The sequence below is a fragment of the Psychrobacter sp. G genome (assembly GCF_000418305.1).
GTDB classification, from domain to species: Bacteria; Pseudomonadota; Gammaproteobacteria; order Pseudomonadales; family Moraxellaceae; genus Psychrobacter; species Psychrobacter cryohalolentis.
In genome coordinates this window covers 40,894-63,230 of record NC_021661.1, presented here as the reverse complement: position 1 = coordinate 63,230, position 22,337 = coordinate 40,894, and the positions used below count along the sequence as shown (strand labels likewise).

Sequence of the window (22,337 nt, the reverse complement as noted above, 5' to 3'; positions counted from 1 at the left end):
TGAATACTATCAGCATTAGTTGTTAGTATTTAACGTCAGTTAACATTCAAAATTATTTAAGATTTAGCATCTATACTTATATCGTTTACTAATTAACGGAGCATAAAATGTCTATTCCCTCTACTTTACTTGGATTAGCTGGTGGTCAATTTAATGAGATTGATTGGTCAAATTGCGCTATCGTCATGATTGATTTTCAGAATGAATATGTTGACGGCGCGATGCCGTTAGGTGATGCCGGTAATAAAGCCACTGCGAACGCGCGCCTGCTACTCGATAAAGCTAGGAACGAATCTATTCCGATATTTCATGTTACTCATCACGGGCAGGATAATGATAAAATTTTCAATCCATTATCATCAAAAGTAGATATTATTAATAGCCTGCAGCCTATTAATGACGAAAAAACCATTGTTAAAATGCACCCTAATGCATTTTATGATACCGAGCTGCAAGCACTAATAAAATCGGCTGGTAAGCAACAAATTATTTTTGCAGGCTTTATGAGCCATATGTGCGTCAGCTCAAGCGTCAGAGCAGCTTTTGATTTGGGTTTTGAAAATTTCGTGTGTCATGATGCTTGTGCCACGCGCGATCTGCCTAGTGTTGCAGGACAAGTCATAACGGCTAATACTGTGCATGATAGTGCGATGGCTGCACTTCAAGATAGATTTGCCGCTCTAGTAGCGACTGATAAGTTGACTAACAGCTAACGACAGACCCTAGAATAATGCAAGAAATAGCTCCAGAAACATTACCTAACCCTTGCTAACTGCGTACTGTATGCCGATATGCTACACTACTATGCTTGCTTGATAGGTGTGCTATTTAAGATAAGTAGCAGTTAGAATACACTATCGATTCAAATGCGTTAGCAGTTAAAATTTGATATCTTTTTAAATTTGACACCTTACTGTATTCACGCTTTTAAAAAAATGCATTCATCTAATAAGGATAACAATATATGAATATTAAATTAACGCAAAGTTTACCGAAAACCCATACACAAAAAATTCTTAAAAAAGAAGCTAAAAGCAAAGATGCCGCTTGCCTTGTCGTCTTAATCGATGATAAGAAAAATATCTTAGCTGAGTCAGTATTAAACGATTATCAAACCCGTATTGAGCAATTGATTGAAGTATCGCACTTTAACGGCAAAGCTTGTGAAACCGTTGCTGACTATGCTTTAGCTGGCGATAAAAAAACCACCAAAGAAAATCCAGTACAGCTGTTATTGGTCGGTGTGGGTAATGTTGATAAATTGCGTCATAGCGTTCTAGAAAAAATTGCCAATACCATTTATAAGAGCACGCAAAAGCGTGTTGACTCTATCACTGTTGCGCTGGGCGATGCTTTAGAAGAAAACCATTTTAGTCAATTCGCGCTGAGCCTACTGGCAGCAAGCTATCGTTTTGACAAGTACAAATCTGAGCAGCAAACGCCTGTTTTAACCGACATCTACTTATTGGCAGAGCCATCTTTAGAGGAATCGTTAAACTTTGCACAAGCGGTCTTCACTGGTCAAAGCTTAACCCGTGACGTCGCCAATGAGCCGGGTAATATCTGTTTTCCAGCGTATATGGCTGAGCAAGCACAGGAATTGGCAGCCACTTATCCTGACCTCTTAAAAGTCACCGTATTAGGTGAAAAAGAGATGTCAGCATTAGGTATGAACTGCTTCTTATCGGTCGCGCAAGGCTCGACCAAAGAGGGCAAGCTGGTGTTAATGGAATATCGTGGCAAGTCTAATTTTAGCGTCAATGCTGATGGCGATACTAGTAAAGCCATTACCAACAGCGCAAAAGTAGCGGGTGGTCTAAAAGCATTGGCTGATAAGTTACCAACCAAAGCTGCTAGCAAAAAAGCCGCTAAAAAAGCTGACCAAAATAGCGAAGACAATGTCCAAACTACAAATGATGATGCACCTATCGTTCTTGTCGGTAAAGGCGTGACCTTTGATTCAGGTGGTATCTCAATCAAACCAGGTGCGGCGATGGATGAGATGAAATTTGATATGGGCGGTTCTGCTGCGGTACTCGGTACCCTAAAAGCATTATGTGAAGCGCGTCTACCTATCAACGTCGTCGGTGCGCTAGCTTGTGCTGAAAATATGCCATCAGGAGAGGCGACGCGTCCTGGCGATATCATCATAGCAATGAACGGTAAGTCAGTTGAGATATTAAATACCGATGCTGAAGGTCGTTTAGTATTGTGCGATACCTTGTGCTACGTACAGAAGTATTATCAGCCAAAAGCCATCATCGATGTCGCAACCTTGACTGGTGCTTGTGTGGTTGCCCTAGGTCATGTCCGCTCAGCAGTCTTTAGTAATGACGAAGATGTGTTGTTCGACTTAGAAAACGCGAGTCATTTATCAGGTGATCTTATCTGGCACATGCCAATGGATGACGAGTATCAAGCGCAGATTGACTCGCCTATCGCTGATATTCAAAATATCGGTGGTAAAGGTGCTGGCGCTGTGACTGCCGCATGTTTCTTATCGCGCTTTATAGAAGAAGGCCAAGCATGGGCGCATTTAGACATCGCTGGTACGGCATGGATTTCAGGTCAAGACAAAGCTGCGACTGGTCGTCCTGTACCGTTATTCATGCAATATCTGAGAAATAGTGTAAACATGGCATAACTTATTAATGAAAATCAGTTTATGAACGTTAGCTTCTATGTATTAACTGAGAATAAAGCCCAAGATTTCTTGGGCTTTATTTGTCAGCTGACCCAAACCGCGCTTAATAAAAGCAATCAATCGTTGTTAATTCTTATCGACGATGATGAATTGCTATCGACGCTTGATAAGGCATTATGGGCGCAAGAGGCTACTAGCTTTATCCCACATCAACGCCTTTTGAATGCTGATACTGATATCAACCATAAAGCGTTAGCGCCTGTACTTCTTAGCAATTATATACCTGCTAACTTTAAAGGTATGGTTCTTAATACCACTATACATCCAGTAAGCACTTTTATGACAGCTACTATCAATGCGAAACCTACTCGCGTCCTTGAGCTGATAAAACCTGATGCAGCTAGTGTGCAAGAAGGTCGTCATAAATATAAAAGCTATCAACAACTCGGCTATGAGCTGACCCACTTTAAAGTTTAATTCTTCAAACCGCTTTATTTGTTACGGTAAAATCATTCTTTTTGTCACATATAACGCCTTTTCTTTAGCTCTACCAGCCCAGTCAGATGCGGGTTAAAGGTAGGCGCTTATCCCAAAAAATGCTACCATCCTCCGATTATTTTTCTGTTTTCGCTATAAATATCTTATTTATTGACAAGGTTGAGGGTGTATAGATGCGTTCATTGATTGCGATGTACCAGCGTATAGGACTGGTACCGCTTATTATTATCGGTTTAGTATTAGGGGTATTAATAGGTTGGTTGGCACCAAATGTTGGTATTGCATTAGGATTATTGGGTACTTTATTTGTGGGGGCACTAAAAGCCGTCGCGCCGATACTGGTATTCGTTTTGGTCATGGCAGCCATTAGCCAACATCGTAGTGGCAACGAGGTCTATGTTAAACCCGTGCTGATCATGTATATGTTTGGCACTTTTTTAGCAGCGCTGACTGCTGTAGGGGCAAGCTTCTTATTTCCAACCGAGCTGGTTTTAGTCAATGCGGTAATTGAACAAGTACCGCCAGCAAATTTAAAAGAAGTGTTGACCAACTTGCTGATGAATTTGGTCGCCAACCCCGTTCAAGCTATCGCTGAAGCCAACTATATTGGTATTTTGGCATGGGCAATCATTATTGGTTTTGCTTTACGTCAGGCAAGTGATACTGCTCGTACCGTGGTCGGTGATTTTTCTGATGCCATCTCACAAGTGGTAAAATGGGTTATTGCCTTAGCGCCTTTTGGTATTTTGGGTTTGGTTGCCAATACCGTCGCTGAGACAGGCTTTGAAGCTTTAGCTGGCTATGCACGCATCTTGATGGTATTGGTCGGTTGTATGCTATTTATCGCGCTAGTCGTCAATCCACTCATTATCTTAGTTAAGACAGGAAAAAATCCTTATCCGCTCGTGTTTATCTGCTTACGTGAGTCTGGTATCACCGCCTTCTTTACCCGCTCATCAGCGGCAAATATCCCTGTCAATATGAACCTTGCGCGTAAATTGGGTCTACATGAAGACACCTATTCAGTGACTATTCCCCTGGGTGCTACCATCAATATGGCAGGCGCTGCAATCACTATCAACGTTTTAACGCTTGCTGCTGCTCATACGCTCGGTATCGAAGTGACGTTTGCCTCAGCACTGCTATTAAGCTTGGTCGCAACGATTAGTGCCTGCGGCGCATCTGGTGTTGCTGGTGGCTCATTGCTACTAATTCCATTAGCGGCAAGCCTATTTAGTATTCCAAATGACATTGCAATGCAAGTAGTCGCAATTGGCTTCATCATCGGCGTCATACAAGATTCTGCAGAAACCGCTCTGAACTCATCAACAGACGTCTTATTTACCGCTGCTGCTGATCCAAAATATGCTCGTTAATTTGCTATAAAATCGTATGTTTAAATGCTAAAGAGCCCAATCAATGATTGGGCTCTTTTTTATGATCGGCTTTTACTGTTCATTTAACTATTTTAATTGGTCAATCGTGACTTCAATAACAGGTGCTTGCATATTCAATTGACGTTTTAATTGGCGCAGTTGCTCGATTTCATCTAGCAGCTCAAGTATCAGACCAATTGCTGGCACGCTGGCTTCAAAGTCGCGACTTAGGCGGGACGCACGGCGCACAGTCGTCAGCTGATAGCCAGTAAACTGCTCGCGCTCTGGTACATCATATTCGATGATGTTCTCTTCAATCAGCTCGATCACCCACTGGCGCTCTTGACCACAGGCAGATATCAGCTCATCTAAGCTCATGATAATGTCATTAAATTCAGGCGAGTGTTTCATAGCGATTATCCTCGTTTTTCTTTATTTTATCGTTATCGTCTACATCTCTATTAGGGTATTAAACGGCTTTTATAAATCTATTTGTTTATCGTTCAATGGTTGTGTCAGTGAAGGCTTGTTTTAGTGCTTCATAAGCGTTGGTTTCCGCTTCACTATTTATATCCGGATTGACAATATTTAGGGTTAAGTATAAATCGCCTGCTTCTTTAGCAGGAATACCTTTGCCTTTTAGACGTAAATTGCTGCCTGATTTGCTGTTTTTAGGGATACTTACACCCAGCGTGCCCGCTGGCGTACTAACATTAATTTTTTCACCCAGTGCTGCCTCCCATGGGGCGATGTTTACAGTTTGGTAAATATCTGCGCCTTCGATACGGATATTTGAAGCATGACTGATTTTAACCTTTAAAAATAAATCACCATTTTTACCATTACCGCTGCCAGCCGCTCCTTGTCCAGCCAATCGAATTTGCTTGCCATCCGTAATGCCTTTAGGGATTTTAATTTTAAGGGTCTTATTATCGTAGCCCACACTGCCATTTGGCTGACGCACCGGAACATTTAACTTAATACTATAGTCATCACCGTTATAGACTGAAGCCAAATCAACCGTAATCTCGGCATGTTGATCTTGACCTTTGCTATCTTGGTTGCCAAAGTCGCCATACTGTGACTGACTACCCGCCTGTCCACTATTTTGTCCGCGTGCGCCGCGTCCAAATGCCGAAAAAATATCATCGAAGCGGAAACCTCCATCGCCGTAAGCCTCACCTTCCCCAAACTGATCTTTGATATCTTCCCAACGGAAGCCGCCCTGACCAGCACCTGCTTGCCCGCCAAAACCACTGCCTTGACCAGCAAAAGGATTGTTTAGCATCGCATCATATTCAGCACGCTTGTCCTTATCTCTGATGGTTTCATAAGCATTATTAATCTCAGCAATCTTATTATCGGCATCTGGCGCATCGCTGACATCTGGATGATATTGACGGACGAGCTTACGATATCTTTTTTTAATATCGGCGTCTGAGGCGTCTTTGTTGACCCCTAAAATGTCATAGTAGTTTTTTTCTGCCATGTTATGTTCCTCAAAATAAGATCTATTAATAATAATGAAATGCCAATTGTAAACGCTAGTAATCGAAATTAGGTTGGCGATATAACAGATTGTGACCCTAGTCTACTTATAATGATAGCGCTAAAAAAACCAAATACCATTATAGAAATATTACCAATATAGGGGATTCAACTTAAAAGCGATACCGTGCACTTGCTATACATTATTATCGTCTCTGCTAGGCAGATAGTAGTATGCAAGGGATATTTTTCTTTGAAACATACTGTTTACTATGAAGGATTTTACTTTCAACTGATTTTATAATGAGAGAATCGAACAATAAATTGTTTATATTAACAGCAATCTAAATATAGCAAAATAGGTATATATATCATAACTTACTGTTAAAACAGCATTTTTGACCTAAAGAGTTTTTTTACAGAGCTGTAAGAATGTGAAAAGTTATTTCTTGTATGATGTTTTATATTATTTGTACTCATAGGGAGTATGCATAACATAGGCAAGAGTATCTGTCTATTTCTTCAATAGCAAAAAGGTTTTAAATGTCTTATTTAATCAAGTCTTTAGTCATCACTTTATCAATACTATTGAGCGCCACTGCTTTCGCCGGTAATACTAGCTACTACGGTAGCAAGTTCCACGGTAAGCGTACGGCAAGTGGTAGTATCTTCAATATGAACTCCCTGACAGCCGCACATAGAACGCTGCCGTTTGGTACGAAGGTACAAGTGACCAACAAAAAGACAAAGCAGAGTGTGATTGTGAAAATTACAGATAGAGGGCCTTTTATACGAGGTCGCATCCTTGATTTATCTAAAGCTGCTGCTGGTCAAATAAACTGTCAGCTTTGTACTACTACGATGGAAATCCTATCTTATGGTGATGGTCGATATCGTAGAGAGTAAGGCAATAAAGTAAAAAAAGGGAAGGCGTAAGCCTTCCCTTTTTTAATGACTGAGTTTTATCGCTTGGTTTCGATTAAAAACTAATTGATAAAAACCTCACTATATTAGCCGATATTGGCTTCCATTTCTTCCAAGGTTGTCATTGCCAGTAGCAATTTTTCTTCATGTTGACTATGTTGTTGCTGTAGCGCGGTTTGCTCATTCAGCAATATCATCAAATCAGCCTTACGACTTTCTTCATAAAGATCCGTATTCGCCAGCTTTTCTTCTAACACCAGCAGCTTTCCATCAATTGTTGCTAAGGTCTTTTCTGTATTTTCAATATCACGGCGAATAGGCGCGGTTAATTTGCGTTGCTCAGCCGCCAGTTTACGCTGCGCATCTTTACCCACTTGCTTGCTTGCTTGGCTACCTACTGAATTGGCATCTGTTTCACGTGAAACAAACTTCTTACTCTCTTTTTTGCTTTTCTTCTTACTGGTATTTTTGTCTTGCGAATTTTCTTGTTTACGTTTTTCAGCAAGCCATTTACCATAATCACTGATGTCACCATCGAACTCATCGATTTGACCATCATGTACCAAAAATAGCTCATCACAGACATTGGCAATCAACTCGCGGTCATGCGAGACCAGTACTACTGCCCCTTCAAACCCTTGCAAGGCAATGGTCAACGCCTGACGCATTTGTAAGTCTAAATGGTTGGTTGGCTCATCGAGTACCAGCACGTTCGGACGTTGCCAAACAATTAAAGCCAATGTTAAGCGCGCACGCTCACCACCAGAAAATAGCTCGCTTATGGTATCGATACGGTCGCCACGGAAATCAAAGCTACCCAAAAACGAGCGTAACATCGCATCAGACGTTTTGCCTGCCAAACGACGCAACATCTCTATCGGCGTTGCCTTCGGATCAAGGATATCCATTTGATGCTGGTTAAAGTAGCCAAGCTTTAGCGTATCAGAAACGTTATAACTGCCCTTTAATACGCCAAGCTCACCGACCAAGGCTTTAATCAAGGTCGACTTACCAGCGCCATTCATTCCAAGCAGCCCAATACGAGTATCAGGAGTGACTTGTACGTTTGCATTATAAAGTAGCGGCGTGTCGCTATAACCAATATCCGCATCGGTCAACTCAATCAATGGCGAGCTCATATTAGCCGGCTCATAAAAGCGAAACGAGAACGGGTTGTCTGCCATCATCGGTGACAGCTCTGCCATGCGCTCAAGCTGCTTGATACGGCTCTGCGCTTGCTTTGCTTTACTGGCTTTAGCACGGAAACGACGAATAAAGTCATCCAAATGTGCTTTGGTCGCTTCTTGCTTCTCAAACGCTTGCTGCTGCTGCGCCATACGCTCATGACGTGTGCGAATAAACTGTTGATAGTTACCGGTATAAAGGGTGATTTTTTGCTGCTCAACGTGCAAGATATGACCGACAGTATTATCCAAGAACGTTTGATCATGCGAGATGACGATGACCAAACCAGTAAAGGCATTAATCCACGTCTCAAGCCACAAGATAGCATCCAAATCCAAATGGTTGGTTGGTTCATCGAGTAGCATCAAGTCAGCGCGGCTCATCAAGGTCTTAGCAAGGTTTAAGCGCATACGCCAACCACCCGAAAACCCTTCTACCGGTAGCTCATGCTGGTTAGTATTAAAACCAAGTCCTGCCATGATTTGCGCGGCTTTGGTTGGTGTACGATAGCCATCAATCTCATCAAATTGCTGATGCAGCACACCAATCTGCTCATCACTGACGCTGCTTAGATCATTCAAAGTAGCATTAATCTCATACCACTGCTCATCACCGCTTAGCACATAATCAATCGCCGTCTGTGTGGTCGCGCCAACTTCCTGCGCCATATGCGCCACATGCCAGCTATCAGGGATACTCACTTCACCCCTATCAAGGGTTACTTCGGTATCGCCGGTACCCATTCGTGTCAATAACAAGGCAAATAAGGTCGATTTTCCGGTCCCGTTATTGCCCGTTAAGCCAACTTTGTGGCCCGGATGTAGCTGGAAGCTTGCCCCTGCAAACAACTCACGACCATCACGGCGAACACCAACGTCTTTAAATTCGATCATATAATTTCTTCATCTCAGCGGTAATATAAAACATAAGGCAATAGGAAAAACACTTATCTGGCGTGTTTACTGGCGGCTATTATTTCAAACGCCTAACCGATAGGCAAACAATTAAATAAGTATTTTAAATTCAAACCTTTATACTGCTACTAATTCCCTTGTATTAACAAACAACAAGGGGCATATATAAGTACGTTATAATAGCAAACGCTATTGTTACCCTTGACAAATTAATCATTAGCCCAACTATGTTATACTAGCAAAACACTATTGACATCAGGCAGTTAAGTGCTGATATTCTCAATTAAAGCCTAGTTACTATGCTGTCTATATCGCAGTGGTTGTCCAAAAATAGCGATACCTTGCATAAAGAATAGTGCAGTTGCCGGTAGATCATGAATAGCAGCTATGAAAAGCTACTGGCAAGTCATCTTAGCCTGTATCAATAGACGACCTCGCATACGTAAAAATAATAACATCTGATTTTAGCAATTGAGGTAGATATGAACCAACCAGCCAACCAATTTAATCCAAGCTCAAGCCAACCTGTCGATCCAACTGTATTGAACCTGACTGACAGTGCGGCGCAAAAAGTCCGTCGCCTGCGTGAAGAAGAAGGCGATAACAACTTGATGCTACGCGTCTATGTGACGGGCGGCGGCTGCTCAGGCTTTTCTTATGGCTTTAACTTCGCCAATGAGCTCAATGAAGATGATGCCAACTTCGATAATAACGATGTGACCTTGGTCGTTGACTCATTAAGCTATCAATACCTGCAAGGCTCTACCGTTGATTATACCGAAGGCTTGGAAGGCGCACGCTTTATCGTGACCAATCCTAATGCCACGACCACTTGTGGCTGCGGCTCGTCATTCTCGATCTAAATACTCGCTTCGGTATATCTTAATATCCAATGACTATATGAAAAATTGTTTTGCTATGGCACCTACCCGATTGGTAGGTGCTTTTTATTTCAGATATTTTTCCTGTAAAAATTTGGGTGCATGGGCTATTGATAAAAATAGAGTTGCCCTCCATAAAAGCTTTCAAGAAAATAAGCACAAACGATCAATTAAAGTCACAACTTTCTTAGGGCTTTACTGCTATTTTATGGCTAGATTTTCTGCCAAACAATGTGGAATTCACCTTCAGTAAAACTGACCGTATTTGTAATCGTGCGTGGTTTTTAGCCTGTCTTTGGGCTAAACTGAAGTCACTATTCTCTATTTTCCGATTAGCCATTGATGGTTTTTTAATCAATAATAACCAATAACAACAGATGATCCTTATGAGTAATTTTGCGAGTAGCTTTGTCGATTTTGATATTCCAAACTGGTTTGCCAGCGAGCATTTAGCAGGCATGTTACGTGGTATCGAAAAAGAAGGATTGCGTGTTACGCCTGATGGTTATTTGGCCCAAACGCCGCACCCTGCCAAACTCGGCTCCAAGCTGACTCATCCTTTTATTACGACGGATTACTCTGAAAGCTTACTTGAGCTGATTACCGACCCCAAGTCATCACCAAAAGAGACGCTAAACATGCTGCGTCAGCTGCATCTATTGGTCTATAAAGGTATGCCTGAAGATGAGCTGATGTGGCCGCTGTCTATGCCTTGTATGCTATCATCAAATGATGAAGATATTCCGCTCGCGGACTATGGTAGCTCTAACACGGGTAAATTGAAAACTTTGTACCGTAGTGGACTTGGTGTTCGTTATGGTCGCCGGATGCAGACCATTGCAGGTTTACATTATAATTTATCATTTGGTGACGATTTATTCACTGCGTGGCAAACACAAACGCCTACTGCACAATCTCTGACATTAACAGAGTTTAAAAACGATAAATATCTGGGTCTAATTCGTAACTTTAAGCGCCTGACCAGCTTGGTGCTGTATTTATTGGGCGCAAGTCCGAGTGTCTGCCCTTGTTTTGTTTCAGGGATTGAGCACGACCTTGAGATGTTCAATAATTCAACCTATTATAAACCAACTGCTACCAGCCTGCGTATGGGCAAACTTGGTTACACCAATAGTGTGCAAGAGCACCTTGATATCCGCTACAACAATTTGCCTGAATATGTCAAAGGTCTGCGCCGTGCGATTCAAACCCCGCATGAAAGCTTTGAGAAACTCGGCTTAGATGATGAGAATGGCAATCCTATTCAAATCAACAATCATATTTTACAAATAGAAAATGAATACTACAGCCCTATTCGTCCTAAACAAATAGCCATGAGTGGCGAAAGCCCAACTGAAGCACTTGAGCGTCGCGGTATCGCTTACGTTGAGTTTCGTGCGATTGATTTGGACCCTTATAGCGATATCGGTATCCGCTTATCTAGTGCTTGCTTTTTAGAAGTGATGGCGCTTTATTGCTTGCTTAGTGATTCCCCTGAATTAATGCCTGAGGAAGAAGATGCGCTCGCTATCAATCTTGAGCGCGTCGTTAATGAAGGTCGCCGCGACAATTTACAAATCCTTAATAATGGCGCCGAGCAATCATTAGAGAGCTGGATGCTGATGCATCTAAATCGTATGCAGCCGTTAGCGGCACTACTAGATGCACACTATGGGGGCAATGATTATCGTGCAGCAGTTGCCTTGATGCAAGGCAAAGCTGGTCACTCTGAGTCAACTATTTCAGCGCAAGTGAACTCTGATAGCAAGCGCTTGGGCAGTTTATGGCAGTTGGGCTTTACCTTAGCGCAGCAGCACCGCGACTCGTTATTGCAGCAGACCCTCAGTCCAAATACCCAAGCAAAATATGAAGTGCTCGCCGAAAAATCCATCTTACAACAAGCGGAAATAGAAGCAGCTGAAACAGAAGATTTCATGGATTTCTTGCAGCAATATCGTTAATCTTTCATATCTTTCATATCTTTCTGTCCTTTATTAACAAGCACTTTATAAGAGTATCTGCCCCATGCTACAGCTAACCACTTACCGCAATCTGCAAGTGTTTTTAGTCATAATGACCGCGATAGGCATGAGCTTTGCACTATTTTTCTTACAGCGTTATATGGGGTTTTCACCTTGTCCGCTTTGTATTTTTCAGCGGATTGGTCTGATGATCATGGGCGGGTTTGCTTTAATCGCCGCTTTGTTTCATCCAAAATCGATGGTTATCAGACTACTACTTTGGCTTGGTAGTTTAGCGGGTATCGGCTGGGCGGCGATAGTCGCAGGACGTCATGTCTGGCTACAGCATTTACCAGCAGATCAAGTCCCGTCATGTGGTCCGGGTTTAGATTATTGGCTTGATACCTTGCCTATGCAGCAGGTATTAAAAGAAGTATTTGCGGGCTCTGGTGAATGCGCCTCTATTGACTGGACGTTTCTGGGCTTAAGCATCCCTGAACAATCCTTGATTTTATTTAGTATTCTCATACTGACCCATTTGCTTATCTTGTGGCGTATCGTACGTCCTGCTACTCCTAAGCCTATCGCTCGATAAATAACGCACGGCGCGCTATTCATAGTTTCTCCATTTTTATCACATAATTTAACGAAATCAAGCTCGCAACGCGGGCTTATTGTCGTTACTCTAGTCGTTTTCGTTCTATGTGGTTTTTACGCTGATTTTAGAGTCAAAATGACATCAGTTGTAATTAGCAATATTGTTTAAAAATCTGCTCTGTGGTAATACTATGATAAATTTTTCGCCTGTATTTTCTGCTTCCTCGCTTAACAACCGCTGTCTACGCCTATTATTAGCCGTACCGGTCTGTATCGCCTTGGTGAGTTGTGACAGTGCCTCTTCTTCTACAAATAAAAATACCCAAGGTGCGCCGATTAACAGCGACCAAAGTAACGTTTTGAATAATGATGAGCCTGCCTTAGAAGACAATAGTGCTAAAGCATCAGCTAATGAAGACAGTGATCAAGAAGGACAGGCACTTATTGCAGCAGCAAACTCGAATGATAACTTAACACGTTCACCGATGATTTCAGCAGCAAATAGCGACAGTATGTTGCAAGCGACCTTGATGGGCGATTATGGTGGCGTTGTCCCCTGCCCATCTTGTGGCAGTATCGACCTCACTCTAAACTTATTCGCTGACGGTTCAGTATTGAAAACCAGTGTTTTTAATCAGGCCAAAACGCCGCAACCGCCTTTGGTAGAATCCGGTGTCTATCGTCAAGACAATGATGTAATTACTATCGTTTATGAGAAAAAAAACATCGAAACCTATCAAATTCAAGACAATCACTTGATCATGATGGATGAGTATAAAAATCCTGATGAAAACTATGCTTTAGCACGTCAATAAATGCGTGAATAGTAACGCCATATAGCATCTTTGAGATAACAATAAATCCGACTACTTTATAATTTTGATAACGCCTATTTACTAGGCGTTTTTTATTGGTCAATGAACCATGATTACTTTACAATGAGCGCTTGCCTGCTGTGCTACGGTCGTTGGCTCAACATAAAAGAGTACTGGCTTAAATAGTAATTTGCTAAGATAAATATTAGCTCAGCCGAAATACAGCAATCTCTTTTATTGGCTTACGTTAGATTTTCATTCCTCTTATTCAAGCTCGTACGGAACGTCTATGCATATTCATATTCTTGGTATTTGTGGTACTTTTATGGGCTCGCTGGCCTTATTGGCGCGCGAGCTTGGACATACGGTCACGGGCTCAGATGCCAACGTTTATCCGCCGATGTCTACCCAACTGGAAAACGCGGGCGTGACCATTGAGCAAGGCTATCTGGTAGAGCATTTACAACCAGCACCAGATTTGGTCGTGGTTGGTAATGCTATGAAGCGCGGTATGGATGTCATCGAATATATGCTGGACACAGGTCTACGCTATACCTCAGGACCACAGTTTTTATCTGAGCAGGTATTACAATCGCGTCATGTGATAGCCGTTGCCGGTACTCACGGTAAAACCACGACGACGACCATGCTCGCTTGGATATTGCACTATGCGGGTATCGATACTGGGTTTTTAATCGGTGGTGTGCCACTTGTTGATACCACTGATGAGCATTTACAGCACGTCTTCGCTCACAGCAGTTATTTGGGTGCTGACAAAATTGATAATGACGATTCGGCAAATACTGGCTATTTCGTTATCGAAGCAGATGAATACGATTCTGCATTTTTTGATAAGCGTTCAAAGTTCGTACATTACCGTCCGCGTACGGCTATTTTAAATAACCTTGAATTTGATCATGCGGATATTTTTGCGGATCTTGATGCTATTCAGAACCAATTTCATCATATGGTACGTATGATTCCAAGCACTGGCAAAATCATTATGCCCACAGCGACTGCCAGCTTAGAGGAAACGTTAGCGAAAGGTGTTTGGACACCCGTTTGGCGGACAGCAGTATTGGACTCAGCGGCACATAATACCTATGCAACAGATAAGCATGTGAAAGATAGTAGTGATTGGCAAGCTGAACTTATCAGCGAAGACGGTGGTCGATTTGCGGTTAGTTTTGCGGCTGATATTGCTGATAAAGAAGCCACGGGAGTCGTCGATTGGTCGATGAGTGGCATTCACAATGTGAATAACGCCTTGGTTGCTGTCGCAGCGGCTTATAACATCGGCGTCAGTGTCAAAACTGCTTGCGCGGCGTTATCAGCATTTGCGGGTATTAAACGTCGGATGGAGCTTATAGGTAATGTAAATAATATCTTTGTCTTTGATGATTTTGCTCATCATCCAACGGCAATTACGACCACTTTGGATGGTGCTAAGAAAAAGCTAGCTGATAGACGACTTTGGGCAATTATTGAGCCGCGTAGCAATACCATGAAAATGGGCATTCATCAAGACAGCTTGGCTGAGTCTGCTGCTCTCGCCGATCATACCTTATGGTATGAGCCTACCGGACTGGAGTGGGGTCTAAAAGAAGTCATTAATAATGCCACTATCGCAAATCCAGATATTGGCAGCCAACAGGTACTCTCTAGCGTGGAAGATATCATTACTCATATTTGTACATATGCCAAGGCTGGTGATGCGATTGTGATTATGTCTAATGGCGGCTTTGAAGGTATTCATCAGCATGTATTAACCGCTTTAGCTAATAGTTAGTCTGGCTCTATAACCCTGTAGAATAACAGGCGTAGCTAATTAATAATGAGCTACGCCTTTTTATTTCTTCTTATACTCATAAAAACTATCTCTACTTTGATAGAGACATACAGTCATTTTATTATCGACTTTACTACCTTTGTAACACCCCGTTTACCTATTTCCCCTGCTAAATAGCAAATATCGCTTTTTTCTCACAGAGCCCATACATAGGTAACATTTTTTGCTTATTTCTCGATCTCGATAATGTTTACAATGGATTCAACAAAATAAGTAAACCATTATAAATGATAGACACTTTAGGAGAATTGATATGAGCTTTATTTGGATGATTATTGTTGGTCTGGTTGCAGGTTTATTAGCACGTGCGATTAAGCCAGGTAGCGATCCTATGGGTTGGATTATGACGATTGTATTGGGTATCGTTGGTGCGATGCTTGGTGGTTTCGTGGCTGGCCTAATTGGTATTAATGCTGATGGCGGTTTCACTGGTCTAATCTTCTCAGTAATTGGTGCGATTATCTTACTGTTCATCTATGAGATGATTATGAGTAAACGTCGCATATAATTGGACACAGCTAAATAGCTAATATATTTCAATAACGAATACATAAAATAAAGGTCTTGTGCAATCAAGGCCTTTTTTATTGTTTCAAATTCCTCTATCCATACATTATTACTATAGTTTTCTTATATTTATCAGTCAGGATATCTCGCTTTAGCTATTGATAAGCATTACTTTTGTCCCCATTTATCTTATAATATCAAACCTATTTTTTATCTTTATCATTGAGGTGAGCCTTATGGCATTACTCCCTATTTTAAGCTATCCCGACCCGCGTCTGCGTACGATTGCAACGCCTGTCAAGGAAGTCACTGCTGAAATCAAAACCTTAATCACCGATATGATTGAGACCATGTACGATGCGCAAGGTATCGGTCTGGCTGCAAGCCAAGTGGATCAACATATCCAGCTTATCGTGATAGATTTATCAGAAGATAAAGACAGCCCAAGAGTATTTATCAATCCCAAAGTAACGCCATTGGTTGAAGAAAAGCAGCCGTATGAAGAAGGTTGTCTGTCCGTGCCAGACGTCTATGACAAGGTTGAGCGTCCAAACAAAGTGCGTATCCAAGCACTAGATGAGAATGGCGATAAGATTGATGAAGAAGTAGAAGGCTTACTTGCCGTTTGCATCCAACATGAAATGGATCATCTGAATGGGGTGATTTTCGTCGATTATTTGTCGCGTTTGAAACAGACACGTGCGCGTGATAAGGTGCGTAAAGTCCTTAAAATACGTGAAAAACAAGGCGAGCAAATGGCGGAAAAAGAGCCACAGCCAGCAAATTCTTGATCTATTTCTTTGATAAGTTGATTGTCACATACGTTTATCGTCAAGTGGTTTTTTTATGCCTTATGCTACGTTTTAAACGCTGTCTGTTTTAGATACTGCACATAGCGCAGCGATAAGGCGACGATTGAACGCTTAGATTTTAGCGTAAAGAGTTTGGCTTTTATTATTAGTTCTGGTTAGCATCACTCCTTGTTAGCTTCACTCCTTGTTCTCATTAAATACTGTTTTTATTAAAGGTCTTACTATGATTAAAATCGACCAATATTTTGACCCTGCCGGCTGGCAGAAATTTACTAAAGCGGCTGAAGGTCGTGAAACACCATTTTTGGTGGTTGATCTTAATCGCATTAAAATAAAATATCATGAAATGGTTGGTTTTTTTCCTCATGCTAAAATCCATTATGCGATGAAAGCAAGCCCTGCTGTCGAGGTCATCAATCTGCTTGCTGAGCTTGGTTCAAACTTTGACTGTGCATCGATTTATGAGCTTGATCGCGTACTTGACTGCGGCGTTGAGCCCTCACGTATCTCTTATGGTAATACCATCAAAAAGCCTGAACATGTCAAATACGCCTTTGAAAAAGGGGTTGATTTGTATGCGACCGACTCAGAAGCAGATTTAAAAAACATCGCAAAACATGCACCTGGCTCAAAAATATTTGTACGTATCTTAGTACAAGGGTCAGATACCGCTGAATGGCCATTATCACGCAAATTTGGTTGTCACCCCAATATGGCGATTGAACTATTGATTCAAGCGCAAGAATTGGGCTTGGTACCTTATGGCATCTCATTCCATGTGGGCAGTCAGCAAAAAGACGTTGCCGCTTGGGATGATGCTTTAGCCAAAGTTAAATATATGTTTGATTGGATGAAGAACGAAGAAGGCATAAAGCTTCAAATGATTAATTTGGGTGGCGGCTTTCCGGCAAACTATCTGAGCGAAGTCAATCCTATCAAAGTCTATGCTGAAGAGATTCAAAGCTACTTAAGTGATGACTATAGTGCTGAAGATATGCCAGAGATTATTTTAGAGCCCGGTCGCTCATTGGTTGGCGGTTCAGGCGTACTGGTTAGTGACGTGGTATTGATTTCTCGTAAATCGCATACTGATCTGACACGTTGGGTCTATACCGATGTGGGTTTATTTCAAGGTTTAATTGAAACCTTAGGTGAAGCCATCAAGTACCCTGTTTATACACCTAAAATGGAAACCTCAACCAGCGCGGGTACGGTGGTATTAGCAGGTCCTACTTGTGACTCAACTGATATTATGTATGAAGAGGCAGGTTATCAGCTACCAGAAGAGCTGGAGATTGGTGACAAGATATTTTGGTTAACTACGGGTGCTTATACCAACTCGTACTCATCTATTGAGTTCAATGGTTTTCCACCGTTAGAAGTGGTCTATGTTGACTAATTTGTGATAAATAATCGTTACTATAAAAAGCGCGGCATTGTAAATAACAGTGCCGCGCTTTTTATATTTTATTTCGCTATATTATTTATCATTAGCTACTGTACTAGTAGCGATATTGGCACACCATTGCTAAGGCTGTTATTTTGGTTGCCACCATAACCTGCGGTCTGATTTTGGCTGTTTTGAGAGATTTGCCCGATAGTCACCCACTGTCCACGTGGCACAATAATGGTGCTATGCAATCTTTGCCCTTGCACGCTACTATTATAACCATAGCGATTGTATGAAGGATTGGCGCGCACGAGCTTTTCTTCAACTTGGGTCAATTGTACTTCGACTTGTCCATTCGGTAACAGTCTTGGCGTGACCGCAATACCTTGGCTCGTTGGCAATAAGAGCTGCTGCTGGATAATAATCCTTCCTGCTGGACGGTTGTAAGCTGGATAGGTTGGATAACTATTGGCAGTATAAGTTTGATTTAGTGCGTAGAGTGTACCAGTGCTAATGCTGGCGGCACTACCTGACAAGGTTTGTACTTGATATAAATTATTTGTTTGTTGTTGGCTATTACTCTGGTTGATAATCCTTACGCCTTGAATACCGCTATTGCTGATAGTGACTCGACCTTGCTGAATATTATCCTGAGCACTGCTATTATTGCCAACACGCACAGCGACCGTCAATGCCTGTGGCTGACGGTCAATCTGTGCCAATAGCTTTTGTATTGCCTGATAGTTGCTGGCAGTGGTACGAAGCACTAGCTTATCTTGATAAGTCGACACCGTGCCGCCGTCGCGACTAGCATTTAACTGCTGACGAACGGAAGGTAGCAATGCATCACCGCCATACGTATGAATGACATAGGTTTGATAAGCAGCTGCTTGTACAACTATTGGCACTACAGTTAAACTTAGGATAAATGCTATCTGGCGTCCATAACTTATAGTTTTGGCAGTTTTTATAATAGCCAGCTTTCGACCAAAACTCGCTATCAGATTTTCACTAAACTTATTCATAATTGACCTCTAGCAATAGTTAAACGCTATCAAAAGCCATACTCAGTAGCTACCAAACCATGAGAAAAAATCTTAATAATTCAAATCTTGCTCGTTAAATTCTAGTCATTCAAACCTAAGACATCCTGCATATTATATTGTCCAGCCGATTGCTGAACAATCCACGTAGCGGCACGCACAGCGCCAGCAGCAAAAGTCATTCTTGCGCGCGCGCGATGGGTAATTTCAACAACTTCTCCATCTGCAATAAACATCACAGTATGATCGCCGATGATTTCACCGCCACGTATCGCATGAATACCAATCGTACCTGCTTCGCGCTCGCCAGTTTGTCCTTCACGACCATAGACAGCAACGTCTTTTAGATTCTGTCCACGTGCTTCTGCCACAGCTTCTGCCATCATGTAAGCCGTACCTGATGGCGCATCGATTTTATGCTTATGATGCGCCTCAATGACCTCTACATCAGCATCAGTGCCAAAAGCTTTAGCAGCCATACCTAATAGCTTTAATGACAGATTAACGCCTGTTGAATAGTTACCCGCATAAACGATAGCAACTTGCTCACTCGCTTTTGCCAATACTTGCTCTTGCTGCTCATTAAATCCTGTCGTGCCGATAACCATGGCGACGTTGTGTTCAGCACAGACTTGCATGTTTTGTTCAGTAGCAGCAGGCAAGCTAAAGTCAATCAATACATCAATCTTATTAATCATTGACCGTAAATCATCAACTATTTGCACATCCAATCGACCGACCGCAGCAACTTCACCCGCATCTGCTCCAACCAAACTTGAGCCTTGACGCTCAATCGCTGCAATTAATGTCGTTTGTGGATTGTCTTGTATCGCTTCGATAAGCATACGTCCCATCCGACCACCTGCACCGATGACACCGACATTAATCATTTTTTTATTCTCTGGCTGACTCATATAATTATCCTAAGTACTTTATTTTTAATACGCTGGTTTTTAAATTTATTAGGCTAAGTTTAGCAAATATCAGCTTGTGAATGGTTTTTTATAGCACCAATAAAAAGCTCGATAGTTTCACGTGAAACTATCGAGCTTTTATCAGCTATTCATTTAAATAGCGAATACTGCTAGTCGAACAAATCGCCAATCTTTTTAAAGAAAGATTTTTTATGTGGTGACTGCTGATGCTTACTATCACCATCCAGTGTATCTTGGAATTGACGTAGCAAATCTTTTTGCTCACGAGTCAGATTCACTGGTGTTTCGATGACCACACGGCAGATCAAATCACCTTTCATGGTCGTCCGTACTGGTGTCACACCTCTACCACGGACACGTAATAATTTACCACTTTGTGTACCTTCTGCAACCTTGATTTTCACTTTGCCATCTAAGGTTGGGATTTCAACTTCTTTACCAAGTGCTGCATCAGTGATACTAACTGGCACATCCATATACAAATCTGCACCTTGACGGGTAAAGACGTTGTGCTGTTTGACACGTACTTCGACGTATAAGTCGCCGTTTTGTACGCCAGCGCCGCCCGCTTCGCCTTCGCCTGCTAAACGGACGCGATCACCATCATCAACGCCTGCTGGAATAGAAACTTCTAGCGTGCGTGACTTGTCTTTGACGCCATTACCATGACAGTCAGAACAAGGGTTTTTAATTTGTTTACCAGTACCGCCACAATGTGGGCAGGCCTGTTGAACGGCAAAAAAGCCTTGTTGCATACGAACTTGACCTTGACCATGACAAGTTTGGCAAGTCACGATATCAGAGGCATTTTTTGCGCCTTTACCATCACAGGTATCGCAAGGCGCAGGAGCTGTAAAGCTGATTTCTTTTTTGCAGCCGCGTACCGCTTCTTCTAAAGTCAGCTCAATCACATAACGTAAGTCTGAGCCGCGACGCGAACGCCCACCGCCGCCGCCACGTGACTGACCAAAGATATCACCAAAGTTGCCAAAGATATCACCAAAGATATCTTGGAAGTTCCCACCACCGCCACCGCCGAAACCACCACCGCCCATGCCGTTTTCAAAAGCAGCATGACCCATACGGTCATAGGCTGAGCGTTTTTCTTCGCTACTTAATACTTCATAAGCCATCGATGCTTCTTTAAATTTTTCTTCAGCATCTGGGTCTTCAGAGTTACGGTCTGGATGGTATTTCATGGCAAGCTTGCGGTAGGCTCGCTTGATCTCTTTGTTATCAGCGGTCTTACTGACACCTAGTATTTCATAAAAATCGCGCTTACTCATGGGCTCTCCTATCGTCTTCACAGTCCACCGCTTGGTTGCTTTATCGTTCAATACTGCTCATCATCGCAAAAAATGTTTCACATGAAACCTAGCGGAAGACAGAGAATAGTGATGACAATCGTATAAATCTTACCAGCGAATACAGTGGGGTACTGCTTAGTCAAATCAATTATTAAAAGTTTGCGCTATTTATGGAGATGGCAGCACCATTTATCAAGTTGGCAGAAGTACAAAGTGTTAATTAGACTCTTTAGTTAATATTAAAAAGAATTCATTAAGGAATGAACAAAGGTTTTTATACCTACATAATGCTCAGCCATGCTAGTATTTATCGCCATATAGATAGCGGTAGTCGAGTCCGTTTAAAGCATGAATGCCACTAAAGGTGATGCGCTTTTATTTTAAGCCAACTGTACTCGAATATTACTCTTTAAAGTCCTATTTATACTCATCGCCATTACGCTGGTATCAAGGTATCAATTTTATGAAAAAGCTGATTATTTTATTAATTGTCATTGCCGTTACTATCTATGCAGGCTCGCCTTATTACAGCGCTTATCAGCTTAAAAAGGCTTATGATGCCAAAGATGGTGCGACTATCGCGGCAGCTATCGACTATGAGCAAGTACGCCCAAGTATGCAAAACCAGCTCACTGAGCAGTTCGCTGTGACCATGACAAAATACCCATTGGTCGCTGAGCTTGGCGGCGAGCCACTAAAAGAGGCGGCTAATGGTTTTATTATGCAAGCAGTCGCTGGTGCCATCACGCCGCAAAACATTGAAAAAGTCATCAATACCCAAGGTCAAGCCAACACTGCCACTAAAGAGCTGGCGGCAGCGTGGGCAATCGCTAGCAATCAAGTCGATTTAAAAAATCTCATTCAAAATCTGATTATTCATCGCGGTGATGTTAATGCTGTGGTCAAAAATCAGATGCAGCAAATCATGGAAAAGCAGGCTGATGAGCTTGAACAGCAGGCAGCCCAAGGGACTGACAGTGACAAACCCCAATTAAGTTACTGCGGTATCAACTGCTTCACCATCAGTGGTCAGGTAAAAGGCTATCCTTTGACTATAGAGATGCAGCGTGAGGGTTTAATTAACTGGAAAATCGTCGATATCGTCTTGCCGCAATAGACTTGCTACCATCAACTGTTATATGAATAAAAACCCGCCCTATGAGCTATATTCATAGGGCGGGTTTTTATTTCTTATTCAATATGATATCCAT

General features: G+C 42.1%; 20 protein-coding genes. 14 read left to right on the top strand and 6 right to left on the bottom strand.

Annotated features, from left to right (window positions below):
• The first annotated feature begins 107 nt into the window (after positions 1-107).
• The 4 genes from PSYCG_RS00260 to sstT all read left to right on the top strand — a co-directional run bounded on the left by PSYCG_RS00260 (position 108) and on the right by sstT (position 4,518).
• Entirely contained in the window at positions 108-713 is a 606-nt protein-coding gene (locus PSYCG_RS00260) for a cysteine hydrolase family protein (protein ID WP_020442448.1), read from the top strand.
• Positions 714-964: 251 nt separating this feature from the next.
• Positions 965-2,644: a leucyl aminopeptidase gene (locus PSYCG_RS00255; RefSeq protein ID WP_020442447.1), complete on the top strand. Its 1,680-nt coding sequence runs from the start codon at positions 965-967 to the stop codon at positions 2,642-2,644.
• 21 nt (positions 2,645-2,665) lie between these two features.
• On the top strand, positions 2,666-3,121 hold the full coding sequence (locus PSYCG_RS00250; protein WP_020442446.1) for a DNA polymerase III subunit chi: 456 nt from the start codon (positions 2,666-2,668) through the stop codon (positions 3,119-3,121).
• 194 nt (positions 3,122-3,315) lie between these two features.
• A complete protein-coding gene (gene sstT, locus PSYCG_RS00245) occupies positions 3,316-4,518 on the top strand; it encodes a serine/threonine transporter SstT (protein ID WP_011512424.1) in 1,203 nt (400 codons plus the stop codon).
• Positions 4,519-4,605: 87 nt separating this feature from the next.
• Here sstT and PSYCG_RS00240 read toward each other — a convergent pair whose 3' ends face one another.
• Positions 4,606-4,929: a chaperone modulator CbpM gene (locus tag PSYCG_RS00240; RefSeq protein WP_020442445.1), complete on the bottom strand. Its 324-nt coding sequence runs from the start codon at positions 4,927-4,929 to the stop codon at positions 4,606-4,608.
• 85 nt (positions 4,930-5,014) lie between these two features.
• Positions 5,015-6,007 (bottom strand): DnaJ C-terminal domain-containing protein, encoded by a 993-nt coding sequence (locus PSYCG_RS00235; protein ID WP_020442444.1) that lies wholly within the window; start codon positions 6,005-6,007, stop codon positions 5,015-5,017.
• 542 nt (positions 6,008-6,549) lie between these two features.
• Here PSYCG_RS00235 and PSYCG_RS00230 point away from each other — a divergent pair.
• Positions 6,550-6,912, top strand: coding sequence for a septal ring lytic transglycosylase RlpA family protein (locus tag PSYCG_RS00230; protein ID WP_011512421.1), 363 nt, complete (start codon positions 6,550-6,552; stop codon positions 6,910-6,912).
• Between the two features lie 104 nt (positions 6,913-7,016).
• Here PSYCG_RS00230 and PSYCG_RS00225 read toward each other — a convergent pair whose 3' ends face one another.
• Positions 7,017-9,008 carry an ATP-binding cassette domain-containing protein gene (locus PSYCG_RS00225; protein ID WP_020442443.1) on the bottom strand — a complete coding sequence of 664 codons (1,992 nt, stop codon included), beginning with the start codon at positions 9,006-9,008 and terminating at the stop codon, positions 7,017-7,019.
• 503 nt (positions 9,009-9,511) lie between these two features.
• Between PSYCG_RS00225 and erpA the strand changes: the two genes are divergently transcribed.
• The 8 genes from erpA to PSYCG_RS00185 all read left to right on the top strand — a co-directional run bounded on the left by erpA (position 9,512) and on the right by PSYCG_RS00185 (position 17,850).
• Positions 9,512-9,892: an iron-sulfur cluster insertion protein ErpA gene (erpA, locus tag PSYCG_RS00220; protein WP_020442442.1), complete on the top strand. Its 381-nt coding sequence runs from the start codon at positions 9,512-9,514 to the stop codon at positions 9,890-9,892.
• A 395-nt stretch (positions 9,893-10,287) separates the two neighbouring features.
• Positions 10,288-11,871, top strand: a complete 1,584-nt coding sequence (gshA, locus tag PSYCG_RS00215; protein ID WP_409033810.1) for a glutamate--cysteine ligase — start codon at positions 10,288-10,290, stop codon at positions 11,869-11,871.
• 64 nt (positions 11,872-11,935) lie between these two features.
• Complete coding sequence (locus PSYCG_RS00210) at positions 11,936-12,466, top strand: disulfide bond formation protein B (protein ID WP_020442440.1); 531 nt, start codon at positions 11,936-11,938, stop codon at positions 12,464-12,466.
• A gap of 193 nt (positions 12,467-12,659) precedes the next feature.
• Positions 12,660-13,283, top strand: coding sequence for a copper resistance protein NlpE N-terminal domain-containing protein (locus PSYCG_RS00205; RefSeq protein WP_020442439.1), 624 nt, complete (start codon positions 12,660-12,662; stop codon positions 13,281-13,283).
• Positions 13,284-13,572: 289 nt separating this feature from the next.
• A complete protein-coding gene (mpl, locus tag PSYCG_RS00200) occupies positions 13,573-15,072 on the top strand; it encodes a UDP-N-acetylmuramate:L-alanyl-gamma-D-glutamyl-meso-diaminopimelate ligase (protein WP_020442438.1) in 1,500 nt (499 codons plus the stop codon).
• Positions 15,073-15,385: 313 nt separating this feature from the next.
• Entirely contained in the window at positions 15,386-15,640 is a 255-nt protein-coding gene (locus tag PSYCG_RS00195) for a GlsB/YeaQ/YmgE family stress response membrane protein (protein WP_020442437.1), read from the top strand.
• 235 nt (positions 15,641-15,875) lie between these two features.
• Positions 15,876-16,430: a peptide deformylase gene (def, locus tag PSYCG_RS00190; RefSeq protein WP_020442436.1), complete on the top strand. Its 555-nt coding sequence runs from the start codon at positions 15,876-15,878 to the stop codon at positions 16,428-16,430.
• Positions 16,431-16,674: 244 nt separating this feature from the next.
• Positions 16,675-17,850, top strand: a complete 1,176-nt coding sequence (locus PSYCG_RS00185; protein ID WP_011512413.1) for a type III PLP-dependent enzyme — start codon at positions 16,675-16,677, stop codon at positions 17,848-17,850.
• A gap of 95 nt (positions 17,851-17,945) precedes the next feature.
• Here the strand turns inward: PSYCG_RS00185 and PSYCG_RS00180 are convergent, their stop codons facing one another.
• From PSYCG_RS00180 to dnaJ, 3 genes are all read right to left on the bottom strand, one after another.
• The gene (locus PSYCG_RS00180) at positions 17,946-18,866 is read right to left on the bottom strand and encodes a hypothetical protein (RefSeq protein ID WP_020442435.1); all 921 of its coding nucleotides are present in this window, start codon (positions 18,864-18,866) and stop codon (positions 17,946-17,948) included.
• Positions 18,867-18,967: 101 nt separating this feature from the next.
• Positions 18,968-19,798: a 4-hydroxy-tetrahydrodipicolinate reductase gene (gene dapB, locus PSYCG_RS00175; RefSeq protein ID WP_020442434.1), complete on the bottom strand. Its 831-nt coding sequence runs from the start codon at positions 19,796-19,798 to the stop codon at positions 18,968-18,970.
• Positions 19,799-19,968: 170 nt separating this feature from the next.
• Positions 19,969-21,105: a molecular chaperone DnaJ gene (gene dnaJ / locus PSYCG_RS00170; protein WP_011512410.1), complete on the bottom strand. Its 1,137-nt coding sequence runs from the start codon at positions 21,103-21,105 to the stop codon at positions 19,969-19,971.
• 484 nt (positions 21,106-21,589) lie between these two features.
• On the opposite strand from dnaJ, the gene PSYCG_RS00165 reads away from it, so the two are divergent.
• Positions 21,590-22,243, top strand: a complete 654-nt coding sequence (locus PSYCG_RS00165) for a DUF2939 domain-containing protein (protein ID WP_041772353.1) — start codon at positions 21,590-21,592, stop codon at positions 22,241-22,243.
• The last annotated feature ends 94 nt before the right edge of the window (positions 22,244-22,337 follow it).

Coding starts and splice junctions, on each gene's coding strand:
- PSYCG_RS00260 (WP_020442448.1), top strand. CDS start 108: ATGTCTATTCCCTCTACTTTACTTGGATTAGCTGGTGGTCAATTTAAT.
- dnaJ (WP_011512410.1), bottom strand. CDS start 21,105: ATGAGTAAGCGCGATTTTTATGAAATACTAGGTGTCAGTAAGACCGCT.
- erpA (WP_020442442.1), top strand. CDS start 9,512: ATGAACCAACCAGCCAACCAATTTAATCCAAGCTCAAGCCAACCTGTC.
- PSYCG_RS00240 (WP_020442445.1), bottom strand. CDS start 4,929: ATGAAACACTCGCCTGAATTTAATGACATTATCATGAGCTTAGATGAG.
- sstT (WP_011512424.1), top strand. CDS start 3,316: ATGCGTTCATTGATTGCGATGTACCAGCGTATAGGACTGGTACCGCTT.
- PSYCG_RS00250 (WP_020442446.1), top strand. CDS start 2,666: ATGAACGTTAGCTTCTATGTATTAACTGAGAATAAAGCCCAAGATTTC.
- PSYCG_RS00165 (WP_041772353.1), top strand. CDS start 21,590: ATGAAAAAGCTGATTATTTTATTAATTGTCATTGCCGTTACTATCTAT.
- PSYCG_RS00225 (WP_020442443.1), bottom strand. CDS start 9,008: ATGATCGAATTTAAAGACGTTGGTGTTCGCCGTGATGGTCGTGAGTTG.
- dapB (WP_020442434.1), bottom strand. CDS start 19,798: ATGAGTCAGCCAGAGAATAAAAAAATGATTAATGTCGGTGTCATCGGT.
- def (WP_020442436.1), top strand. CDS start 15,876: ATGGCATTACTCCCTATTTTAAGCTATCCCGACCCGCGTCTGCGTACG.
- mpl (WP_020442438.1), top strand. CDS start 13,573: ATGCATATTCATATTCTTGGTATTTGTGGTACTTTTATGGGCTCGCTG.
- PSYCG_RS00255 (WP_020442447.1), top strand. CDS start 965: ATGAATATTAAATTAACGCAAAGTTTACCGAAAACCCATACACAAAAA.
- PSYCG_RS00210 (WP_020442440.1), top strand. CDS start 11,936: ATGCTACAGCTAACCACTTACCGCAATCTGCAAGTGTTTTTAGTCATA.
- PSYCG_RS00230 (WP_011512421.1), top strand. CDS start 6,550: ATGTCTTATTTAATCAAGTCTTTAGTCATCACTTTATCAATACTATTG.
- PSYCG_RS00205 (WP_020442439.1), top strand. CDS start 12,660: ATGATAAATTTTTCGCCTGTATTTTCTGCTTCCTCGCTTAACAACCGC.
- PSYCG_RS00180 (WP_020442435.1), bottom strand. CDS start 18,866: ATGAATAAGTTTAGTGAAAATCTGATAGCGAGTTTTGGTCGAAAGCTG.
- PSYCG_RS00195 (WP_020442437.1), top strand. CDS start 15,386: ATGAGCTTTATTTGGATGATTATTGTTGGTCTGGTTGCAGGTTTATTA.
- gshA (WP_409033810.1), top strand. CDS start 10,288: ATGATCCTTATGAGTAATTTTGCGAGTAGCTTTGTCGATTTTGATATT.
- PSYCG_RS00235 (WP_020442444.1), bottom strand. CDS start 6,007: ATGGCAGAAAAAAACTACTATGACATTTTAGGGGTCAACAAAGACGCC.
- PSYCG_RS00185 (WP_011512413.1), top strand. CDS start 16,675: ATGATTAAAATCGACCAATATTTTGACCCTGCCGGCTGGCAGAAATTT.